The sequence below is a fragment of the Dyadobacter frigoris genome, from assembly GCF_005280585.1.
Taxonomy (GTDB): Bacteria; Bacteroidota; Bacteroidia; order Cytophagales; family Spirosomataceae; genus Dyadobacter; species Dyadobacter frigoris.
The window spans coordinates 139,904-160,875 of the sequence record NZ_SZVO01000017.1 but is presented as its reverse complement, the minus strand read 5'-3'; the positions used below and the strand labels follow the sequence as shown (position 1 = coordinate 160,875).

22 protein-coding genes are annotated in these 20,972 nt (G+C 40.3%); 11 read left to right on the top strand and 11 right to left on the bottom strand.

The features are described 5' to 3' along the window. Positions 1–113 precede the first annotated feature (113 nt). From FDK13_RS35900 to FDK13_RS28510, 3 genes are read left to right on the top strand one after another with little or no spacing between them, the layout of a single operon-like run. A complete protein-coding gene (locus FDK13_RS35900) occupies positions 114–269 on the top strand; it encodes an SRPBCC family protein (protein WP_220417444.1) in 156 nt (51 codons plus the stop codon). 3 nt (positions 270–272) lie between these two features. Continuing rightward, positions 273–434 carry an SRPBCC family protein gene (locus FDK13_RS35895; protein WP_220417443.1) on the top strand — a complete coding sequence of 54 codons (162 nt, stop codon included), beginning with the start codon at positions 273–275 and terminating at the stop codon, positions 432–434. A 47-nt stretch (positions 435–481) separates the two neighbouring features. Continuing rightward, a complete protein-coding gene (locus tag FDK13_RS28510; protein ID WP_137343429.1) occupies positions 482–817 on the top strand; it encodes a MoaF-related domain-containing protein in 336 nt (111 codons plus the stop codon). Positions 818–968: 151 nt separating this feature from the next. Here the strand turns inward: FDK13_RS28510 and FDK13_RS28505 are convergent, their stop codons facing one another. The 9 genes from FDK13_RS28505 to FDK13_RS28465 form a co-directional block, all read right to left on the bottom strand. After that, a complete protein-coding gene (locus FDK13_RS28505; protein WP_137343428.1) occupies positions 969–1,235 on the bottom strand; it encodes a hypothetical protein in 267 nt (88 codons plus the stop codon). A 54-nt stretch (positions 1,236–1,289) separates the two neighbouring features. Then, positions 1,290–2,396 carry a phytase gene (locus FDK13_RS28500; RefSeq protein WP_374756115.1) on the bottom strand — a complete coding sequence of 369 codons (1,107 nt, stop codon included), beginning with the start codon at positions 2,394–2,396 and terminating at the stop codon, positions 1,290–1,292. A 54-nt stretch (positions 2,397–2,450) separates the two neighbouring features. After that, on the bottom strand, positions 2,451–3,710 hold the full coding sequence (locus FDK13_RS28495) for a right-handed parallel beta-helix repeat-containing protein (protein WP_137343427.1): 1,260 nt from the start codon (positions 3,708–3,710) through the stop codon (positions 2,451–2,453). Between the two features lie 37 nt (positions 3,711–3,747). Beyond that, the gene (locus FDK13_RS28490; RefSeq protein WP_310588089.1) at positions 3,748–6,513 is read right to left on the bottom strand and encodes a TonB-dependent receptor; all 2,766 of its coding nucleotides are present in this window, start codon (positions 6,511–6,513) and stop codon (positions 3,748–3,750) included. Positions 6,514–6,755: 242 nt separating this feature from the next. Further along, the gene (locus FDK13_RS28485) at positions 6,756–8,423 is read right to left on the bottom strand and encodes a tetratricopeptide repeat protein (protein ID WP_137343426.1); all 1,668 of its coding nucleotides are present in this window, start codon (positions 8,421–8,423) and stop codon (positions 6,756–6,758) included. Between the two features lie 535 nt (positions 8,424–8,958). Further along, positions 8,959–9,201 carry a hypothetical protein gene (locus tag FDK13_RS28480; RefSeq protein ID WP_137343425.1) on the bottom strand — a complete coding sequence of 81 codons (243 nt, stop codon included), beginning with the start codon at positions 9,199–9,201 and terminating at the stop codon, positions 8,959–8,961. 130 nt (positions 9,202–9,331) lie between these two features. Beyond that, on the bottom strand, positions 9,332–9,988 hold the full coding sequence (locus FDK13_RS28475; protein ID WP_170982939.1) for a hypothetical protein: 657 nt from the start codon (positions 9,986–9,988) through the stop codon (positions 9,332–9,334). 108 nt (positions 9,989–10,096) lie between these two features. After that, positions 10,097–10,519, bottom strand: coding sequence for a hypothetical protein (locus FDK13_RS28470; RefSeq protein WP_137343423.1), 423 nt, complete (start codon positions 10,517–10,519; stop codon positions 10,097–10,099). 251 nt (positions 10,520–10,770) lie between these two features. Continuing rightward, positions 10,771–11,097 carry a hypothetical protein gene (locus FDK13_RS28465; RefSeq protein ID WP_137343422.1) on the bottom strand — a complete coding sequence of 109 codons (327 nt, stop codon included), beginning with the start codon at positions 11,095–11,097 and terminating at the stop codon, positions 10,771–10,773. Positions 11,098–11,567: 470 nt separating this feature from the next. On the opposite strand from FDK13_RS28465, the gene FDK13_RS28460 reads away from it, so the two are divergent. The 7 genes from FDK13_RS28460 (at position 11,568) to FDK13_RS28430 (ending at position 18,518) form a co-directional block, all read left to right on the top strand. Next, positions 11,568–12,170: a TetR/AcrR family transcriptional regulator gene (locus FDK13_RS28460; protein WP_137343421.1), complete on the top strand. Its 603-nt coding sequence runs from the start codon at positions 11,568–11,570 to the stop codon at positions 12,168–12,170. Positions 12,171–12,225: 55 nt separating this feature from the next. Continuing rightward, a complete protein-coding gene (locus tag FDK13_RS28455) occupies positions 12,226–13,515 on the top strand; it encodes a TolC family protein (RefSeq protein WP_137343420.1) in 1,290 nt (429 codons plus the stop codon). A gap of 13 nt (positions 13,516–13,528) precedes the next feature. Further along, positions 13,529–14,464 (top strand): HlyD family secretion protein, encoded by a 936-nt coding sequence (locus tag FDK13_RS28450; protein WP_137343419.1) that lies wholly within the window; start codon positions 13,529–13,531, stop codon positions 14,462–14,464. 6 nt (positions 14,465–14,470) lie between these two features. Then, positions 14,471–15,409, top strand: a complete 939-nt coding sequence (locus tag FDK13_RS28445) for an ABC transporter ATP-binding protein (RefSeq protein ID WP_137343418.1) — start codon at positions 14,471–14,473, stop codon at positions 15,407–15,409. A gap of 11 nt (positions 15,410–15,420) precedes the next feature. Further along, positions 15,421–16,167 carry an ABC transporter ATP-binding protein gene (locus FDK13_RS28440; protein ID WP_137343417.1) on the top strand — a complete coding sequence of 249 codons (747 nt, stop codon included), beginning with the start codon at positions 15,421–15,423 and terminating at the stop codon, positions 16,165–16,167. 129 nt (positions 16,168–16,296) lie between these two features. After that, entirely contained in the window at positions 16,297–17,403 is a 1,107-nt protein-coding gene (locus tag FDK13_RS28435) for an ABC transporter permease (protein ID WP_137343416.1), read from the top strand. Next, a complete protein-coding gene (locus tag FDK13_RS28430) occupies positions 17,400–18,518 on the top strand; it encodes an ABC transporter permease (RefSeq protein WP_137343415.1) in 1,119 nt (372 codons plus the stop codon). The genes FDK13_RS28435 and FDK13_RS28430 overlap by 4 nt, the downstream gene beginning before the upstream one ends. Positions 18,519–18,607: 89 nt before the next feature. On the opposite strand, the gene FDK13_RS28425 is transcribed toward FDK13_RS28430, so the two are convergent. Continuing rightward, positions 18,608–18,934, bottom strand: a complete 327-nt coding sequence (locus tag FDK13_RS28425; protein ID WP_137343414.1) for a nucleoside triphosphate pyrophosphohydrolase family protein — start codon at positions 18,932–18,934, stop codon at positions 18,608–18,610. Positions 18,935–19,183: 249 nt separating this feature from the next. After that, a complete protein-coding gene (locus tag FDK13_RS28420) occupies positions 19,184–19,966 on the bottom strand; it encodes an aminoglycoside 6-adenylyltransferase (protein ID WP_137343413.1) in 783 nt (260 codons plus the stop codon). 336 nt (positions 19,967–20,302) lie between these two features. Between FDK13_RS28420 and FDK13_RS28415 the strand changes: the two genes are divergently transcribed. Next, complete coding sequence (locus tag FDK13_RS28415; protein ID WP_137343412.1) at positions 20,303–20,920, top strand: TetR/AcrR family transcriptional regulator; 618 nt, start codon at positions 20,303–20,305, stop codon at positions 20,918–20,920. Positions 20,921–20,972 lie beyond the last annotated feature (52 nt).

The following is a 20,972-nucleotide window of genomic DNA, read 5'->3' as shown; positions in this document are numbered from 1 at the left end:
AATCTTTTGGCTTAAAACACCCTCCTGTTTGTCCGGGTTGCACATTATTATTTTCTGAAACGTTTTCTACTTTTGTTTATGACTATTGCCGACTGACATTCCTACTAATTATTATGGCACAAACAACACGAAATTCTAAAATAATCAAAGCATCGCCAGCGAAAATATTTAAAGCCCTGACAGATCCGAAAGGAATTGAAACATGGCGGGTCCCGGGCGATATGACTGGAAAAGTACGTGACTACGATCTTAGAGAAAACGGCGGTTAGAGCATGACACTTTTCTACCCTGAAAATGAAAACAAAAACGGAAAAACTTCCGGCTCAGAAGACCGTTTTACGTCGAGATTTATAAAGCCTGGCCCGCCGCATCATACCATCGAAGCGATAAAATTTGAAACCGACCAAAAATATTCCGGCCGGAATCAAACCTGAAAATAATGAAAAGGGCACACTTTCTTCGCTCGAAAAGTTAGCAGATTATGTTGAAAACTAATTTTGAATATCAAAATATGGAAATCATTGGAAAAAAGTTTGAAGTGGATTTTGGAGCCAAAGCTGTGCTCGACATTGAAAGTCAAACGGCGTTAACTTTTCATATCACCGAAAAAAACGGCATCAAAGTTGATGAATCTGAAACGGTTGAAATTATTATTACCCAAATCCGATCCAAACTTTTTATACTCACCTGGAAAGAAATCAGTGGTAATACGGTAACCCAGATTCAGGATCACAAAAACCAGATCGTTTATATGAACTGGACATTGCCTAATGGTGATTTTATCCATGCCAAAGGAACGATTAAACCGGTTAATTAAATTTTAAAGTAGCTAATATTTCGACGTATTAAAGAAGTGGGTGTCAAAAAAGCGCTTGGAGCCGGCAGTTCCATCTTGATATTTCAGTTTATATCCAGCGTAAAAAACTCCAGCACAGACATCCTAAGATTTTGTGTTGGAGATTGTTAAGCTACTTATTTAATAAAGGAATTTCGACAGTATAAGCTAAATAAGTACCGTAAACAGGAATACCATCTACGATGCCATAAGCACGGTAATAATAAAATGTTTGTCCGTTGTTTGGTACCGTTCCGATAAATGTATTTAAACCAGCTGCAATCGAGTCAGTAAATACTATCTTATGATCCGCAATAGTAGGCTGGAAATTATGATCTCCCTGCCCACGGACATAAGCCGTGTATACGATTCCATATTCAGTAACGGGCTTGTCGCTCACTTCATCAACCTGTATCTGATAACCGGAAGTTCCAATTCCGCATGGGATCAGGCTTTATTTACTCCTGATTTTCAACAATTCTTTCCCCGCAATATCTTCCCAACGGTATAGGTGAAACGTTTTGTTATCACTCATCGCCACAAAAAGTCCGCTTTTAAAATTTTGGTTTAAAGAAATAGATACCATCTCAGAACCGTCGCTATGGTTTGCCTTTACCTTCACAGTTTTTAACAACCTTTGCATTCCTGAACTATCATGATCCGGTAGGCGGTCAAAAATTTTAAATTGATTCGCTCCCTGATCTGATACCAGAATATATCCTGTTGAGTCGGTCAGCTTATAAATCGATATTCCTTCATGGTCTTCGGTAAAACCAGTAGTGGCAAAAAGAGCTAGTTCTTTATTTCCTTTTTCGGGATCAGCAAAGTATTTACGGACGCCTTTTCCTTCGTCAGAATAATATACAAAACCAAGCTGATCGTCCACGGCAATGGATTCAATTTCTTTCAAACCGCTGTAAGATCCAAATTTACGAACCAAACTCGCTTTAACGATTCCGCTTCCGTTGTCATCCAAAAGATATTGCCAAAGGTAGCTCCCGCTGGTCGGACCTGTTTTTCTTCCCACAATGGCATAGATTTTTCCAGCTTCGTTTTTATAAAGACCAATGCCCATCAAATCACGTTCTCCCTCTTTTGTTTCACCTACAAAAACATCAATACCTCCCCCGTCCAGAGGCTTCATATCTGGCAGGGAAAATATTCTGAGTTTGTGTGTAAAACGTTCCGTGACAACGGCGATATCGGTTAATTTACCGCCCAGCATCAGCCCATATTCAACATCAACATTGTTGGGACGTTGAAGTCCCCGGACAACTTTATCCTTTTTGACCTTTCCTTCCAGATCAAAAACGTACAATCCTCCATTTTGATCTTTATCCGTCCCAAGGATCAGGCTTTGGGCCGGATCTTGCGGATTAATCCAGACTGCCGGATCATCCGAATCATGGGCGACTGTGTCGGATTCAAACAAAGGTTCAATAACAGATACCAGCTTCTCTTCGGAAAGAGTCGCCTCAGACATCTGCTTTTTTTCCTGGCAGCCACAAACAAGCAGCGTCAGTATGGCAATCGGGCAGATCAGATTTTTCACCGAAATCATTGATAAATCATTAAAAAGCTCCCGGAAATGGTATCACTCCCGGGAGTCAAAACATTACTTGATACCCAGCGCGCCGATGTAATCAGCCGGAGCAGGAGATTTGTAGGTAATCCCGTTTACGATAATGCCATTGGCAAAAAGACGGGTAAAATCAGTTTTTCCTTTTGTAAGTGCCGGTGAGCCAGTCTGCAAATGAAAATCCCAGGTGTTATCATAGGCAGCATTTGCATTAGACGTAACTAGCGGATAGCCGACAAATTTCGGATCATTTTCACCCGCTTTGGCAGAAATAATGTCATTTACGCCTTTAACAATTTCAGTGGAAGGCTGGAACTGATTTGCAGTAGTCTGGTCATAACCATAATAAAAAGTATTGCTGATAACCGATCTCACATCTTCCGGATTTCCTGCATCTCTTTTAATGCCGTAGCGGTCATTAGCCAAAAGGTTATTGTAAAGATCTGCACGAACAGCTTTTTCAAGCCAGATCGACCCGCCTTTGGTCGTTGGTCTTCTCCAACCTGCATTGATAATCGTATTGTTATATCCTACGATATAAGCCTGCGGAGTGCGGTCACCCGTGTTGGAAAGTTTAAGTGCATTCGTATTAGGACTGTACACAACATTGAAAGCGACATCAGCCTGTACACCCGATTTGATATTGATGGCATCACCGCCAGACACACCTGTTGTATAAAAATAATTGTTGGCAATAATGACCTGACCACCTTCAATATAAAAACCATCTTCATTAAAATTACGGATCGTGCTGCCGGTAACCACTAATTTGCCTTTAACATTCGGATAATAAAGCACAGGAACATGCTCGCCCGCAACTGCTTTGTACAAACCAGCTTTCACTGACGGTGATTCTTCGGTTGTCACCGCGCCACCGTATTCAAGAATGGTGTTGTTTAAAACAAATTCTGCCGATTCAGGACCCGCAATCAAACCACCCCAAAGGTTTCCGTAAAGATTTTTAGCCGTTTTCCAGCTATCAGGCACAGTGAATTTCACAGGAGCCGCAGCGGTTCCCAAGCTATACAAACTCCCTAAAATAACGACCTCAGGCTTTATAACCGAGTCACTAAAAAGAACAGTAACTCCTTCTTCAATCGTCAGCGATTTTCCTTTCGGGATCTGGATATGGCCTGTGATTTTATAAGTTCCGCCTTTGGTCCAAACACCGGAAACTTCACCTGCCACAGATTCCTGCACAACAGGAACATCAATCGGCGTAGTATCATCACTGTCGTCCTTGCAAGATGCCAAAGCCAACATAGCCAGCGTACAATAGATAAATAGATTTTTCATTTGAATTGAAGATTGATAATTAATTTTATAAAAAGTTTTAAAATTTGTAACGTATTCCGATCAGGTAAGACCGCTGGTAATAATCCCGCCGCATCAAGGTGGTTTTCTGACTGTTTTGATCGGGAATATCTTTATTGGCCGCACTGAAATTTTTCATAAATACCTCCATAGGCGTATTAAGAAGGTTATTAGCTTTCACAAAAAGCCCAAGCCCATTTTTAAGTGTTTTTTCAAAAGATGCATCCAGCTGTACAAAGCCTTTTTGCCATAAATCATTATTCAAAAACTGCGAGACTGTATTAATCCGCTCGCCTGTAAAGCCACCGGCCAACTGGGCATCAATCCCTTTTTTGGCATTTTTAAACAAAAAAGAAAGATTGGCCACATGAGCTGATTGTCCGTAAAGTGGCCTGGACTGCTCCACGCTGATCGTTTCAAGATCACCGCTTTCATTGCGTATACGTTTGGATTTTGGTGTGGTGATTTTTGAATGTGTGTAGGTATAATTTGCTTTGACACCAAACATTTTGAAATACTTGATAAAATCCAGTTCAAGCCCGTAGTTATTGGCGTTTCCGAAATTTCCCGGAGAATAAAATATATCCTGCCCTCGGATGGCGTCTTTCTGCAAGGTGTATTCGATCGGGTCTTTGATATGTTTGTAAAAAAGGCCCACCATAAACTGCTCGGAAGGTTTGGAAAAAAGCTCGTACCGCAGGTCAATATTATCAGCGACTGCTCTTTTCAAATCAGCATTTCCTCGTTCCTGATATTCTTCGTTCACAATCCGGTAAGGGACAATTTCAAAAAAACCAGGTCTGTTCAACGAGCGGAAATAGGAAGCGCGAAGATTCACATTACCGCCTGTTTTATATTTCAAATGCAGACTTGGCAAAAAATCTGTATAAATCTGGCTGCCCTTAGGTCTTTCCTCTCCGATTGGAAACAGCATAGAATAACCCTGATCAGTTGCTTCCACACGCACACCGCCGAGTACCTCAAGTAAGGCAGATTCTGCTTTCAATTGTAAGTAACCTGCTTTAATCCGTTCCGTGGCATCATAATTCAGTGCGGTAGCAACTGAGCCGCGCGGATTTTGAATCGTAAAATCAATTTGAGCATAATCGGTAAAATCAACGCCGTATTCAGCAAACAGATTCGCAGGCCTTAACTGATAATTATTATAAAAATTTGTTCGCTTTTTATCTCTGAAAAGCCCTCCTGCCATCCATTCCAGATTTGTTGTTCCCACAGTTTGTTTATAGTTGATATTCAGGTAAGCAGCCAGGTCGCGATCTGTATTATGTTCCCATCTTACAGTCGCATCATCTACCGTCGTAGGCTTATCAACAAAATTCTTTCTTATTCCTAAAAGAGGAATTGTTACATTATCCGGAACTTCATTTGTTGCCTTCGAATACACAGCCGACCAGTCCAGTCCCCAATGCCCGGTGAGTTGATGTTTTCCCTGAAGCGTGCTGTTAAAAATTTTCTGACGGGTTAAGCGGGAACGGGTCGAATAGCCCAAAGTCGCATTACCAAGGACCGGATCATAACCTCCAATGGTCAGCTGAGTTGACTTAACATCCCTGATCTGAACATTGGTCAGGCTCATTAAAGCGTTGTAAAACTGAATTTTATTGCGGTCATTGATACGAAAATCCAGCTTGGAATGAAGGCCATACCGGGTCTGTTGCTCGGAAAATTGTCTTTCATTTCTTTTGGTAAGTGTCTCACCTCTGAGTGTGTCAACCGTTTCAGAATCAAAAAATAAACTATTGCTCCCCCGGTAGGTATTTTGGTAACTTCCTGCCAGAAGCACGCCCAGTTTGCGGTCAAAATACCGGTTTCCTATCGCCAGACTTCCCAGCAAATTAGGCAGCGGTGACTTGGAGCTGTATTGCAGCGGTGCTTTGGAAAAATCCGAAGGAGTCGCATTATATTGGCTTCCGTTTTTTTCGTAAGGTGATTTGGATTGAATATTTTTGTAGTCATAACGCTGGAAATCACGCTGCATAAAAAGCTCATTGTAACCACTTGAAACATTGGTCGATAACATAAAACGGTCGGGAGCATCTTTCATAACCAGATTTACAGCTCCGCCAATAGCATCCGCCTCCATGGACGGCGTCAGGGCTTTGTATACTTCGAGGCGATCCAACAAATCCGAAGGAAAAATATCCAAAGGAACGTACCGGTATTTATTGTCGGGACTTGGAATCTTCACACCGTTTACCAGCGTGTAATTATACCTTTTATCCATACCCCGTAAAATCGCATATTGCCCGTCTCCGTTGCTGTTTCTTTCAATAGAAACCCCGGACATTCTTTGAATGACGTTCGCCACGGTAAGATCCGGTGAAATCTGAATCGTTTTGGCTGAGACAATATTCATAACCTGACTCGCGCTGCGTTCCATCGATCGTGCCGCCTGATCGGTTGTATTATCTTTTTTACCGATAACAGCCACTTCATTAAGCATTAGATCCACAGCCGGTTCCAGAAACAGATCCAGGTGCATCTGCTGAGCCTGGGAGATTACAAAATCTTTGGTGATGGTCTGATAGGAAATGTGTCGTATAATAAGCTTGTAATTCCCCCCGGCAATGTTTTCAATAGCAAAACTTCCGTCCAGTCCTGATACATCCTGAAAGTTTGTCCCTTCAATCATAACTACGACGCCAAGCGCAGGCTGTCCGGTAGCTGCTTCGAGCAGTTTTCCTTTTAAAGATCCTGCGGACACCGAAAGCGGAAACAGCAAAACCACCATTAAAAAATAAAATCTGTAAACCATGTTTTCCATTCGCAAGCGTTAAATAATCGAAGCATTTATCTGCTTTCTCCGATCCGGATACGAAGTTGGGCAAACAAATAGCCGCGATGCAAATACGGCGCGTTACAAAAAGGAAACAGCCGGATTTGAAGCGTTACAAGAAAGAAACAAAGATTGATTTACTGATTTAAAACACTGATATAAAGCAGATTACAAAGTAACAAAAAGCCATTAAGCTTCTGTTAAGATACTATTAACCAAATGTTAAGGAGCTAGATTGTCTGAATAAAGGCAGAAAGATTTTCGCCTGGCGTGAGATTGAGCTTCTTTCGAATACGGTGACGCATCACCCTTAGGCTATCCTGAGAAACGCCCAGTAACGTGGAAATATCCGAAGGCATCATATTCATTTTAATCAGAGCGATCAGCCGAAGATCGTTTGAAGTGAGCAAATCGCATTGCTGTTGAAGTCTGTCAAAAAAGGACTGATGCACCTGCTCAAAAATCCCTCTGAATTCCTCCCAGTGCTGATCATCGCTAAGCCCTTCGCTGATTTGAAGCGACAGCTGTTTGATTTGTTTTTTCTGATCTCTTTTTTCTTCTTTTACCATCGTTTCCAACTGCGACTGCAAGTCTTCCAGCAGTTTGTTTTTGCGGATTACATGCAGGGTATAACTGGTAAGTTCCTTGGTTTTTATTTCCAGCTGCTGGGTAAGGTTTTCCTGCAAAAGCCTTTTATTTTCAAGCTCCGCTTCCATCAGCTGAGCCTGGGTTTGAAAAACCTGGCTATTCCGGGCGTGCAGTTTCTGTTCGTTCTTAATTTTAAGACGCTGTCTGCTGATTATTAAACCCGTCAATAGAAGAACCAGCACAACAACAATACCTGCTGATATATTGACCAGCAGATCGGTCTGCCGTGCGTGCACCAGGCTTTCTATTTCGCTATCCTTTTTCTCAATTTCATATAATGTTTGAAGCAAAGCCAGCTGTTTGTTGCTTTCCTGGGAATAGATATCGTTCAGATACTGACGACTTTGGGAGAGATAATAAAAAGCACTGTCGTTTTTGTTTAAGAAATTATAGGCTTTGGCTATATCATTACTCGCTCCGGAAAGCTGATAATATTCCCCTTTTTTGCGCGCCAGATCAAGCGCCTGAAAACTCAGCGCAAGACCCTGGCGATACTTGCCGGTTTTGCGGAGTACATCTCCTAAGTTGTTCAGAATCTCAATCTGAGCGCTCTGGTTCCCGTTATGTTTATTGATAAAATATGCCCTGTTGAAATAGACATAAGCAGAATCATACTTTTCCTGATCTTCATAAACACTGCCAATATTTTCGTAGATTTTCGCAATCCCTTGCTCCTCTTTGACCGTCTTATAAGCAAGCAATGCTTTATTCTGAAAATAAAATGCGCTGTCATAATCCTGCTCCTTTTCATACAAATGCCCGATATGGCCATATACAAGTCCTTTTCCTGATCCAAAATTCAAGTGCTGGTAATGAAGTAAAGCTTCGTTAAACTGTTTTCTGGCCAGGGCAGGCTGTCTGCTCCTGTAATAGAGTTCGCCCAAAATAACAAGATTTTCCGCCAGTCTTTTGGAATTCTTATGGCTTCGGTAGATTTTATCTGCACGAAGGAGATAATCCAAAGCCTGCGGATAGTGCCCGGAAACGAACAACAGTTTCCCCATTTGGTTTAAATAACCTGCGGCTTCAAGCTCTTTATTGGCTGCGACTGCTTTATTATAATTTTCTTTAAGTACCAAAAGAATTGAATCAGGCCTTGTTAAACCTGAACTTGTCTTTGACTCATTATAATCTATGGAAGCATAAAATTCGGGAGTCTGCGTGAAGGCAATACCTACAAAAAAAGGAAGGCATAGAAAAATGGTCAAAAGGCACTTTTGGATATTATTCTCGATTTTCAAATTGTTCATTTTAGCAGCAGCCTTGAGTGAATCTCGGTGAAAGTTAGCTCCGGACCTTCGTTTTCCTAAGAAGAGACTTTATTCAAGATCGCTATCTAAATTAAAAAAAGCATCAAATAAGTTTATCAAAGATAATTGTTGATTGTTACTGTAATTTTAAATTATTGTTATGTTTTCGTTTCCTGTACAAAAACGGACAGCTCAATAAATGAAGTTTTAAATCAATTTATGAGCTGCGTTGTATCCAAATTAATGCTAACTTACAGCTGTAATCTCTTTCATTCTTTTATTGGAACCATCTCGATGGAACGCTGGCCGACCAGCACGCAGATCGTAAAGTACTGCCGTTTTCCATGAATTAAAAGAATGAGCGCTATGCAAATAACAGGTTTACCTGTATAGATTGGTCCACGACCACAGGAACGTACCAGCTAATAAGCGCCCGGTTCCTGTTGCAGATTACAGGCGGCCGATATACCGGTCGCCATTTTTTTTGTTTGCCACTAAACTCCCTCCGGACTTTTCCTTTCAGGTTTAGTTGATCTCAGTCCTCATTCTTTTCGTCATCTTCCTCTTTCGGATCTTGCTGCTCCTCTGTCACTTCATTCGCTTTCTTTTCAGCTTTCCGTTGCTGCTTTTCGAAAATGATAATGAGTTTTTCTGCGAGTTTGCCAGCTGATTTAGCAATTCTGTTCCTTGCTTTTTCCGAAAGTTCACGGGAAGCTCCGAGCTTCAATACAACCGCCTCAATAATTTCGCTTTCCAAAGAATGTTTATCTAAGCTCATGTCAGGAATTTGTTAGTTAAGAAATTTTCTATTTGACTAAATATTTTTAAAAGCTTCCAAGGCTAAATCCTCGACCCTTAATCTTCCAAATGTGCCAATTATCCGAAATTCAATTTACAGTAAAAGAAGCTTATAAATTTTCGATATTATGAATGCTATAATCCAAAACTTTATAAGTTCCTGTTCGATTTAGTGTTATAATTTGTTTCCGCTTAACCGTAGTGAAATGCAAATTTCTAGATTTCAGGAAAAATAAACTTTGATTACTTAAAATCAGAATTTTTAATTTAGGAAATACAATAACTCTCGAAATTTCAAAATTTCCAATGCGTTTAAAACCCAGATCAAGATCGATTTTGCTTCGAATTTTATTAAATACAAAATTCAGGAAAACGTAAAAACTCAAAAATAAAGCAATGACTATCGCCTCTTTCATGTTGCTCAAATATTGATAACCAGATTCTGGCGGTTCCCAATTACTATAACCATATCTTGGAGGAAGAATGGGACTAATTAATCCAATTAAAATCAGACCAAAAATAAAAGGGAGAACTTTACTATCAAATGAAAAGAAGCCTGGTATCCTTTCATTTGATAGTATCCATAAATCTTTCTTATCATACTGCTGCTTGCGATAAGTATTATCTATTTTTATTGGCATGTATAATATTGATTTGAAATGTCCTTTATCAACCGAAGCGCAATGGGTCCTGCTTATATCGGTTGTGATATCTGCAATATATACATAAAACTTTTTTGATTTTGAGCCATCCCGATTTCCTTCCATGTGATGGACTTCGCTTTGTAAAAAAGCCAAAGCAGGAAATAAGATCAATGCGTAAGGTAAAAGAGACGTGACATGAAAAATATTTGTCTAAGTTAAAAGGTAAATGCATCAAAAAAAGCCCGTTTTCAGTACAATCTGCCCTGCGGCATTTTTACTTTGCTCCGGAATGTAGGTGACCTGCGCGCCGGAAGAATCTCTCGAAAGCTTCCTTTTAAAAGCAGCATGAATCTCGCCTGCTGGTATTTTGATAAGTTCGGAATAAAACCGTCTGTAAATTTTCCTGTGTTCATCCTGACTGTACAGTTCCAGTCTCAGGCCATAATTTGCCGTTGATAAACCATCGACACGGATGAAAATGGAATCCTTTTTTTCTTTTTCCGATAAAACCCTGAAACTTTTTGGTCTGTCCAGTTTATTAATAAAGTGTTCATCATACTGTGGCTGCAAAAGAAAATAAATGAGTCCGCCTGAAAGCAGCAGCAAAGTAGCAGCGACATAAAACCACTCTTTTTTGTTAATCCATTTCATCATCAAAACCGGTAAAACTTTAAGCGATTTATACTATTCTATTGAATAGCATCACAAAGTTAAACATGTAAAACTCAGCTTGAAGCAGTTAACAAAATGATAATATGCACGAGTGGTTTCTTGTTGCAATCAGATACTTACCGTCGTTCAATCTTTTAGCTTTTATTGAAAAGTTTCAATTTTGCGATAGCCGATTAAAATGGAATATCAGGTAGAAATATCTGAAGCGTTTTATCAAAAAAAAATGAAACAAATCACTTCATAAGCCTGTTTTTAAACTGATAACTCGCTGTCTGATGCCAGAAAATAGCTTCCTGGGTTAACATCTCACCAGATTGAACAGGTTTTGCAGAACCGTCTTTGAAATCTGGAATAAACGTATTGACAATACGCTGGGGTTTAAGAATCACCAGACTGTCGCGCCGGGAAGGTATATCGATCCTTCCGTTTGGATAAGTAAACGGCCGGTGGTTGGAAGTTATCATGATATGGGCAAAAATAGGTTTCCCCATTTTCACTGTTTTTTCAATTTCTTTGGCAGCCAGTATAAAAAGAAGACCGTTTCCAGCCAGCTCGTTCACATAGGTATTGTCTGAGAACTGCTTTATTTGATTGTCTAAAATAGAATGCCGCTATAATCAACAAGTAACCAAGCATCCAAAGTGATCTGTATTTAACGATTGCATAGCTGCCTGCTTTTCTGATAGCGGGTTCAGAAGAAAAACAACTGCGATAGTAGCCAGTACAGTGACAATGGCCTCCACCGGATAAGACTGCCGAATATTTCCAATTACTTCGTTGGCATACATCAACGAAGTACAGTAAACGTTTTCATATTTTGGGGTGAAAAACGCAAACCTACCCGCCAATTCTGAATTTTTCCCGAATTTAAAATGGCTGAAATCTGAATTCAGTCAACCCTAAAAACATGGATAAAAAAGGCACATTGAGTTAGGTAAAGTGTGAATTGTGATATTTATTTAATCAATTGATTAAATATTTTGATTTAATAATTTTATCAATAATCTTTGCCTTGCATTAAAACACAGGTATGGCAAAGGGAAAGAAAGATCTGGATTTATCGACTGAGGAGAAAATTATGGAAGCGGCTCGTAAAGTGTTTACCGAAAAAGGTTACGCAGCGGCCCGTACGAGAGATATAGCAGAAGAATCCGGTATTAATCTTGCTTTGTTAAATTACTATTTCAGAAGTAAGGAAAAGCTTTTTGAGCTTGTAATGCTTGAAAAGGTCAACAAACTTTTTGGTACGATCATCCCGATTTTAAGCGATGAAACAACCGAACTGGAAGAAAAACTGGACAAGATTGCAGAATCTTATATCGATCTTCTTTTGGTAAATCCGGATCTGCCGATTTTCGTTTTGAGTGAAATCCGCCGAAGGCCAGAAAAATTCGCCCAGCTTGTTAACGCAAAGGAACGTGTTACCAAATCCGTTTTCATGAAACAGTTACTGAGCCGTAAACTAAGCGTCAGTCCATTTCATATTCTGATCAATTTATTAGGAATCACCGTTTTTCCATTCGTGGCGAGACCTGTTTTATCAAAACTTATTAAAAATGAAGAAGAATATGACACGCTCATGAAACAGCGTAAAGAACTGATACCCATGTGGATAAAAACGATGCTAAACTAACGGCATTTTTTTTGAAAGCGATTAATCAAACGATTAAATTAAAAGACTAAACAAGATGATTAAAAAGGCTAAAATACGGCTATTTTTTCTTTGCTTTTTCTCTCTGCAAGCAGCGCTTCATGCACAGCCGGTTTCAAATCTGAGCATTGAAGAATGTTATACACTGGCACGTGAAAATTTTCCGCTGATTAAAAAATATGACCTGATCCGCAAGAGCAGCGGATTTTCATTGCAGAATGCTTCAAAATTATACCTGCCCCAGCTGGCCGTTAGTGGTCAGGCATCTTATCAATCCCAAACGATTAATTTTTCTGAGGTTATCCCGGCAATTCCGGGTATAAATTTTCCATCACTCAGCAAGGATCAGTACAAGATACAGGCCGATATCAGCCAGATTATTTATGATGCGGGTGATATCAATAACCAAAAAGCTGCGATAAGAGCCAATCAGGCTGTTCAAGAGCAAAATATTGAGGTAAATCTCAGAGAAATAAACGACCGGGTTAACCAGATTTATTTCGCTGTTATATTAATGGATGAACAGTTAAAACAAAACGAAATTAGAAAGTCTGAACTGCAAAGCCAGCTTAACAAAACCGAGGCCGCCCTTGCAAACGGAACCTCCTTTCGCAGCAATGTGGATCAGTTGAAAGCCGAACTTATTAATGTAGATATGAACAGCATCGAATTCAGATCCAATAAGGCGGCTTATCTGGAAATGTTGTCTATTATTATCGATAAAAAAGTTGATACGGAAACAAAACTGCAAATGCCTGGCGAGAAAATTATTTCAAACGAAATTAACCGACCGGAAATAAAATTTTATGATCTGCAAAAACACCTTTACGATGTGGAGGAAAGAAAATTGCAGTCTGCTTTCACACCAAAAGTCAGTGCATTTTTCCAGGGAGCGTATGGCCGCCCGACACTGAATATTATTAAAAATGAATTTGGCCCATGGTTTGTCACCGGACTGCGGTTGAACTGGAATCTTGGCAGTCTTTATTCACTTAAAAACAACAGGCAAAATCTTCACATCAGCCGACAAAGTGTCGATGTTGACAAAGAAATTTTTCTATACAATACCAACCTAACATTAAGTCAGCAAAACGGAGACATTCAAAAATACAGGAATTTAATTGAACAGGATAAAGCGGTGATTCAGCTTCGGGAATCTGTAAAAAAATCATCGTTGGCACAGTTGGAAAATGGCGTGGTTACCGTCCATGAATATATTTCGCAGCTTAATTCTGAAAATACCTCCCGCCAAAGCATGATCCTGCACACCATCCAGCTTTTGCAGGCAGAATATAAACACAATCACATTTCAGGAAATGAAAACTAGAAAATATTTTAGTATGAGAAAAAGTATTTTATACGGACTCGCCTCCATTTTCCTGATGGCTGCTTGTGAAACCAAGGATGATTATGACGCGTCAGGAAACTTTGAAGCGGATGAGGTTGTCGTTTCTGCACAGCAAACGGGGCAGTTGCTTTCATTTTCAGTTCTGGAAGGAGCGCAGCTGAAAGAAGGTGAAAACATTGGACAGATTGATGTAAAAATCCCGGAACTTCAAAAGCAGCAGGCTGAAGCTGCAATCGCCGCCTTAAAGCAAAAAACCGGCAGCCCAAAAGACCAGACCAAAGTCGCATCCAGACAATTGGCCGTGCAGGAATCACAGCTGGCGCAGCAAATCCGTGAAAGGAAACGCACGGAAAACCTGGTGAAAGCGGACGCGGCAACACAAAAGCAACTCGATGATATCGACGCTGCTATTGACCAGATGCAAAAGCAGATCAATGTGACACGTCAGCAAATCAAGCTTTACAATTACAATTCTGCTACACAGAATCGTGGAATTTTAAGTGAACAATCACCGCTGGCTGTGACTGCAAAACAATATCAGGAGCAGATCAACCGGGGACAAATCATCAATCCGTTAACAGGATTAGTTTTAACCCGTTATGCTCTGAAAGGCGAAATGACGGCAATTGGCAAACCGCTTTATAAAATAGCCAACGTTGATACGCTGACTTTAAAAGCATACATCACAGGCGATAAATTGTCACAGATTAAAAACGGCCAAACGGTAAAAATTCGGATTGACCAAGGTGAAAAGGATTATAAAACTTATGCCGGACAGATTTACTGGATCTCGTCAAAGGCAGAATTCACTCCAAAAACAATTCAAACCAAAAACGAAAGAGCAAATCTGGTTTATGCAATAAAGGTCCGGGTTAAGAATGATGGCTTTTTGAAAATTGGTATGTATGGGGAAGTTATCTTTATTTAGTTAAAAATGAACGCAGTAGAACTTCATAAAATCTCCAAAACCTACGATAAGGGAAAGCTCCGGGCAGTGCATGAAGTTTCCTTTAAAGTAAAAAAAGGAGAACTTTTTGGATTGATTGGTTCGGATGGAGCTGGAAAAACCTCCCTGTTCCGCATTCTGACAACTGTTTTATTGGCTGATAGCGGCAGCGCAACGGTGGCCGGTTTTGATGTGGTAAAAGATTATCAGCAGATCCGTAACCGGGTTGGTTATATGCCTGGAAAATTCTCTTTGTATCAGGATTTAACAATAAAGGAAAATCTTGAATTTTTCGCTGCCATTTTCGGCACAACCATTGATGAAAATTATGAGCTGATCAAGGATATATATGATCAGATCAAACCTTTCAGTGACCGTCGCGCCGGAAAACTTTCCGGCGGTATGAAACAGAAACTGGCACTTTGCTGCGCGCTGATCCACAAACCGGAAGTATTGCTTTTGGATGAACCCACAACGGGCGTTGACGTGGTTTCACGTAAAGAATTCTGGGCTATGCTAAAAGCTTTGAAGGAGAAAGGAATCACGATCCTGGTGTCAACCCCTTACATGGACGAGGCGAATTTATGCGAAAGGATTGCCCTGATTCAGAATGGAGAAATCATGAGCGTGGACACACCAGAAAATATTATCAAGTCATTCCCTACTACGCTTTTTGCTGCAAAATCGGAAAACATTTACAAACTGCTGAACGATTTCCGGTCAGACGCAAAGGTGGATAGCTGTTATGCTTTTGGTGAATTTCTTCATATCACTTTGAAAGAAAATGGCGGCAGTGATATAGAAGATCTGAAAGAATTTGCTGCTCAAAAAGGTCATAACGATATTTTTATACAGCAAATTACACCTGGAATTGAGGACAGTTTCATCCGTCTGATGCAAGAGAAAACACAGAAGCCAACGCACTAATTTCTAACCTTATGGAAGATAATAAAGCCATCATTTGCAAAGATCTAACTAAGCAGTTTGGCGATTTTTATGCTGTCAATAAGATTTCATTTGAAGTTGCAAAAGGGGAAATATTTGGATTTCTGGGTGCCAATGGAGCTGGAAAAACCACAGCGATGAGGATTTTGTGCGGACTGTCCTACCCTACTTCCGGAACAGCGACGGTAGCTGGTTTTGATGTTTACAAACAGCAGGAAAGTATCAAGAAAAACATTGGCTACATGAGCCAGAAGTTTTCTCTTTACGAAAACCTGACGGTGCTTGAAAACATTGAATTTTATGGCGGTGTGTATGGTGTGCCCGGAAAAGAAATAAAAAAACGAAGCGATGAATTAATCATGACGCTGGGGTTGCAGTCCGAAGCGAAAAAACTGGTCGGAGAATTGCCGCTGGGTTGGAAACAAAAACTCGCATTTTCAGTAGCCATTTTTCACCGTCCGCAAATTGTTTTTCTGGATGAACCAACCGGCGGAGTGGATCCGGTAACAAGGCGGCAGTTTTGGGATATGATTTACCAGGCAGCCGCTTCGGGCATCACCATTTTTGTGACCACACATTATATGGATGAAGCGGAATACTGTAACCGGATTTCGGTAATGGTGGACGGAAAGTTAGAAGCACTGGATTCTCCTGCAAATTTAAAAAAGGAGTTTGGGGTCAATTCGATGGATGAGGTTTTTTATCAACTGGCTCGTGGGGCAAAACGCTCCGGAGAATGAAGGTTACACGGAGGTTCACAGAGTAAAAAAGAGGGACACAGAGATTTATTTGCAGACAACTCCGTGGCTCTCTTTTTACCCGCGCGGCCTCCGCTCCGTGGTTCTCTGTGTAACCTGAAAAAAGATACTATGAAGCAGCTATTGGTTTTTATAAGGAAAGAATTCTTTCACGTATTCCGTGACAGGAGAACGCTATTAATCATGTTCGGCCTGCCCGTCGTACAAATAATCCTCTTCGGCTTTGCCTTGACCAATGAGGTGAAAAACATTGAGATCATTATTTTGGATAATGCCAAAGACATTAATTCCCGGCAGATTATCAATAAAATCAAGGCTTCCTCTTACTTTCAGATCCAGGAATCGGTTCTGAATTATAACGATATAGAGAAGACTTTTAAGAAAGGAAACGTCAAATGTGCGCTTATCTTTCCGGCACATTTCGGTGATGATCTGCTGCATTTGGGTAAGGCTCAGGTCCAGATTATTGCAGATGGCTCTGACCCAAACATTGCAAAAACCGTCGTCAATTATCTGACAGCCATTATCGTAGACTATCAGCAACTGATTGCTCCTTCCCCTGCTTTATCATACCGGATTATTCCTGAAACAAGAATGCTTTACAACGAAGAGGGAAACGGTTCGCTGAATTTCATTCCGGGTGTAATGGCGCTTGTTTTGATGATCGTTTGTACCACCCTAACCTCAGTTGCAGTGGTGAAGGAAAAGGAATTGGGAACCATGGAAGTATTACTTGTTTCACCATTCAAACCTGTTTTCGTATTAATTGCCAAGGCCATCCCTTACCTTCTTTTATCGATGATCAATGTCATCATGATTTTGCTGCTGGCGGTTTATTTACTCGATGTTCAGATCAAGGGCAACGTTTTTCTATTGTTTTTTGAGAGCGTACTTTTTATTATTACCTGTCTTTCACTGGGTTTAATGATCTCCAATATTACCAATTCCCAGCAAACTGCAATGCTTCTTTCCATGATGGGAATGATGCTTCCGACACTGATATTTACAGGTTTTCTTTTTCCGCTTGAAAACATGCCGCTGCCATTTCAGATTATTTCGCACATCATTCCGGCTCGTTGGTATTTCATTATTGTCAAAGCGGTGATGTTAAAAGGACTTGGTTTCAAATACGTCTGGAAAGAAACGCTGATATTAACCGGAATGACTGTCGTTTTGCTGGGTATTGCTTTGAAAAATTTTAAAATCAGATTACAATGAAAGTGCTTGGTTTTATATTACAGAAGGAATTCCGGCAGATCCGGCGCGACACGACGATCCTGCGCATTATGTTTATGCTCCCAATTATCCAGCTCGTGATTTTTCCGCTTGCAATGGATTTTGATGTAAAAAGTATCAATATTTCAATTGTCGATAACGATCACAGTACTTATTCCCAGAAACTTATTTCAAAAATTGCCTCGTCCGGTTATTTCAAAGTAGTAAGCGCCGAAACTTCCTTTAAAAAATCATTGGCCTATATTGAAAAAGGGCAAGCCGATCTTGTAATGGAAATCCCGGCTGGTTTCGAGCGGAACCTGGTACGTGAGGGTGTCCAGAAAATTGGAATTTCAGTAGACGCTATAAATGGCACCAAAGCAGGAATCGGCGGACAATATCTGAATTCGATTATCACCGATTTTAATGTCAATATTGACATGAATCTTCGCGGAGCTATTGCACCTGAGCAGCAGGGAGCGATCGATATTAGGTATACAAACTGGTTTAATCCAAGAGCCGAATACAAATACAATGTCGTTCCTGCGATTCTGGTTTTACTGCTGACGATGATCGGTGGCTTTGTGACAGCGTTAAATATTGTCAAGGAAAAAGAAGTAGGAACCATTGAGCAGATTAATGTAACACCAATAAAAAAATGGGAATTCATCCTGGGCAAACTGATTCCTTTTTGGGTGATTGGGATGATTGTTTTTACACTAGGGCTAACCATCAGCTGGCTTGTCTACGGGATCGTTCCGCGTGGAAGTTTTCTTACCCTTTATGCCTTTGCAGCAGTATATCTTATTGCGCTGCTGGGATTCGGTCTTCTCATTTCGACTTATAGCGACAATCAGGTTCAGGCGATGTTTGTCGCCTTTTTCTTCATAATGATCTTCATTTTAATGAGCGGTTTTTTCACATCGACAGACGGAATGCCGGGTTGGGCAAAAGTAATTTCCGATATGACACCCGTGGCACATTTTGTCAAAACAGACCGGATGATCATTCTGAAAGGAAGCAGTTTTGACGATGTAAAAATGGAGTTTTTATATCTGGTCGGCTTTGCGGCAGTCCTGAATGGATGGGCGATATGGAATTACAGGAAGACCAATTAATAAGATCACAAGCATTCTTTAATCAAATTAAAAAATAAGGGCTCTCTTATATTTCGATTGGAATATTTGAATATCTCCAATTTCAACGTCTACTTCTCCAACATCTTCTCCGTTTTACTCAGAAAGCCATCCAATGCATCGTGAATATTTATATCCATTCGATCTGCCAAAACAATTAGCCACCAAATGCATTCTCCCAATTTATGTTCTAATTCCGGGACAGTATTATCTCCTTTCGGCCAGCGGTTTTGCCGGGCCATGGCCAACCGGCCAACAAGTCCGGCATCGGTAAGAAAAGCCAGGGCATCTTCCTGAACGCTCCATTCACTGCCGTGGTATTTCATTTCCAACTGATGATATAGCTCCCTTATTTTTTCAGACCTGATTACGGCTTCACTAAAATTCACTTCACTCATAATGGCTATTTTTATATTGAATTATTGTCAGCGCAGAAACAAACTGAACTGTGTAAAAGTAATACAATTCGCACGCCAGAACCCGACAAAATGAATATTTATACCCGGCTTTTGCCGAACCCATTTTTGGAAAATAAATGGCCAAAGCGGATTTCATAAACTTGTAATATCTTCAGACAGAGCCTTATTTCCTTAAATTTCGAAAAACACAATAAGTATAAAACCCGCACTAAAACTGCCAGAAATAAGTCAGACTGATATTTCGGAAAGATAGTCCATCACAGCCTTCTCAGCCGGCTTGTTACATTCAAGTGATGACGAACTGACCGATTCTCTTAAAATACGATAATAGTGAACCGCGTTATATAAAGCGGTTAAACACGATTCCCGGTTATGATCTGCCATGGTACTGCTCATGAACTGCAAATCATGTTCTGGTAAAAGCGTTTCAAGTTTTCTTACACCTTTGGGAAGTTCCTTATTTTTTATCAAAGCCAAAGGTCCTAATACAGTTTGCTGGATAAAAGATAAAAATGTCGTAGTCTCAAAAAATTCTCCACGGCCAATCTTTGTCGCCGCATAATGAATCCAGATCCAGAACCGGTCTTCGATCCATTGTAAATCGGGATATGGAAATTCTGCATCGGATTTGCTAAGTAAAGTTGTCAGTACCTTGTTACGCTCCCAAATCACGACCGGATCTTCAACTCTCATAGCCATATCTCCGAGGTGAACAAATTTAAGATCGACATGAAGTAAAGGATTGTTAAACAGACAAATCAATAAACGCGGCTCGCCAACATGTTCTCCCGTAAAACATGCAAGTAATTCACCGGCTGATTCGGCCAGCGCCTTTTTTTGCGGCAAAGGAAGTGTTTCGGATTTATGCACTATGACCAGATCAATATCTGAATACCGGTCCATTCGCCCGTCAATCCATGAGCCTCCCGCTGCAAGTGCTACGAATTCTTCGTTAAAGGAAAGAATGTCTGAAAAGGAATTGACAAATTCCTGAAAATACACTGGTCGCATAAAAATTGGGTTAGTTTAAATTTATAGTAAAATCCCCTTTAAAACCTTATTCCTTCCGAAGTTGTCCATAGAAACAGATCGAAAATTGGTGTGAAAGATAACAGCTTTCGCCCAATAAATTTGTTTGAAAAATAATGCTGAACCTCGTGATCTCATTAAAAAAGAGAAAAACAGGCCGTTCCGGATTTGACTGTACGGCAACTTAGGACGCGCTTAATAGCTGTGGTAATGATATGTGAGTTTTTGAAATTAAAATTTAATTAAACATTTCGACAAAATTTGACATTATGTTTACTTTCTTTAATTTTACAATTGTCTATTTAATTTCCTCGTCAAATGATCGTCCGTAGTCCAGCCAAAGATGAAGTCATTCAGCAGCAGATCCTTCTGGCGGCCAAGCAGCTTTTTCAGAAATATGGCCTGCGCAAGGTTACGATGGATGATGTGGCCAAGGCTATCGGAAAAGGAAGAAGTTCGCTTTATTATTACTACAAAAGCAAGGAAGAAATATTTGAAGCGGTCGTTGATGCCGAAATCCTCGATATGCTTATGACCATTTCTCAGGCCGTCGAAAGGGAAACTACTGCCGAAAAAAAATTGCGCGCATTTTGCCTGACCAAACTGACTGCGGCGCAAAATAAAAGATCATTTTTCAGCACGATCGATGAGGGCATGGACGCTGCCGAACTTTCGGATTACAACAAAGCCAAACAAGCAATTCGCCAGCGGATCATGGATAAGGAAAATGATATGGTCAGCCGGATTTTAAAGGAAGGAATTGAAAATCAGGAACTGCGCGTTATGGACCAAAACGAGCAGCAATCCATACAATTTGTTTTGCTGGCAACGATCCACGGAATTAAACGTGAGATGGTCATTGAAAATGATTTTAGTAGAATTGGTTCTTCCATGGATGTATTAATAACAATGGTGATACAAGGATTAAAAAAATAAAAAATTTTGCTCTTTTTTCGACAAAATGATAAATTTTGTCGAAAAGTTTAAA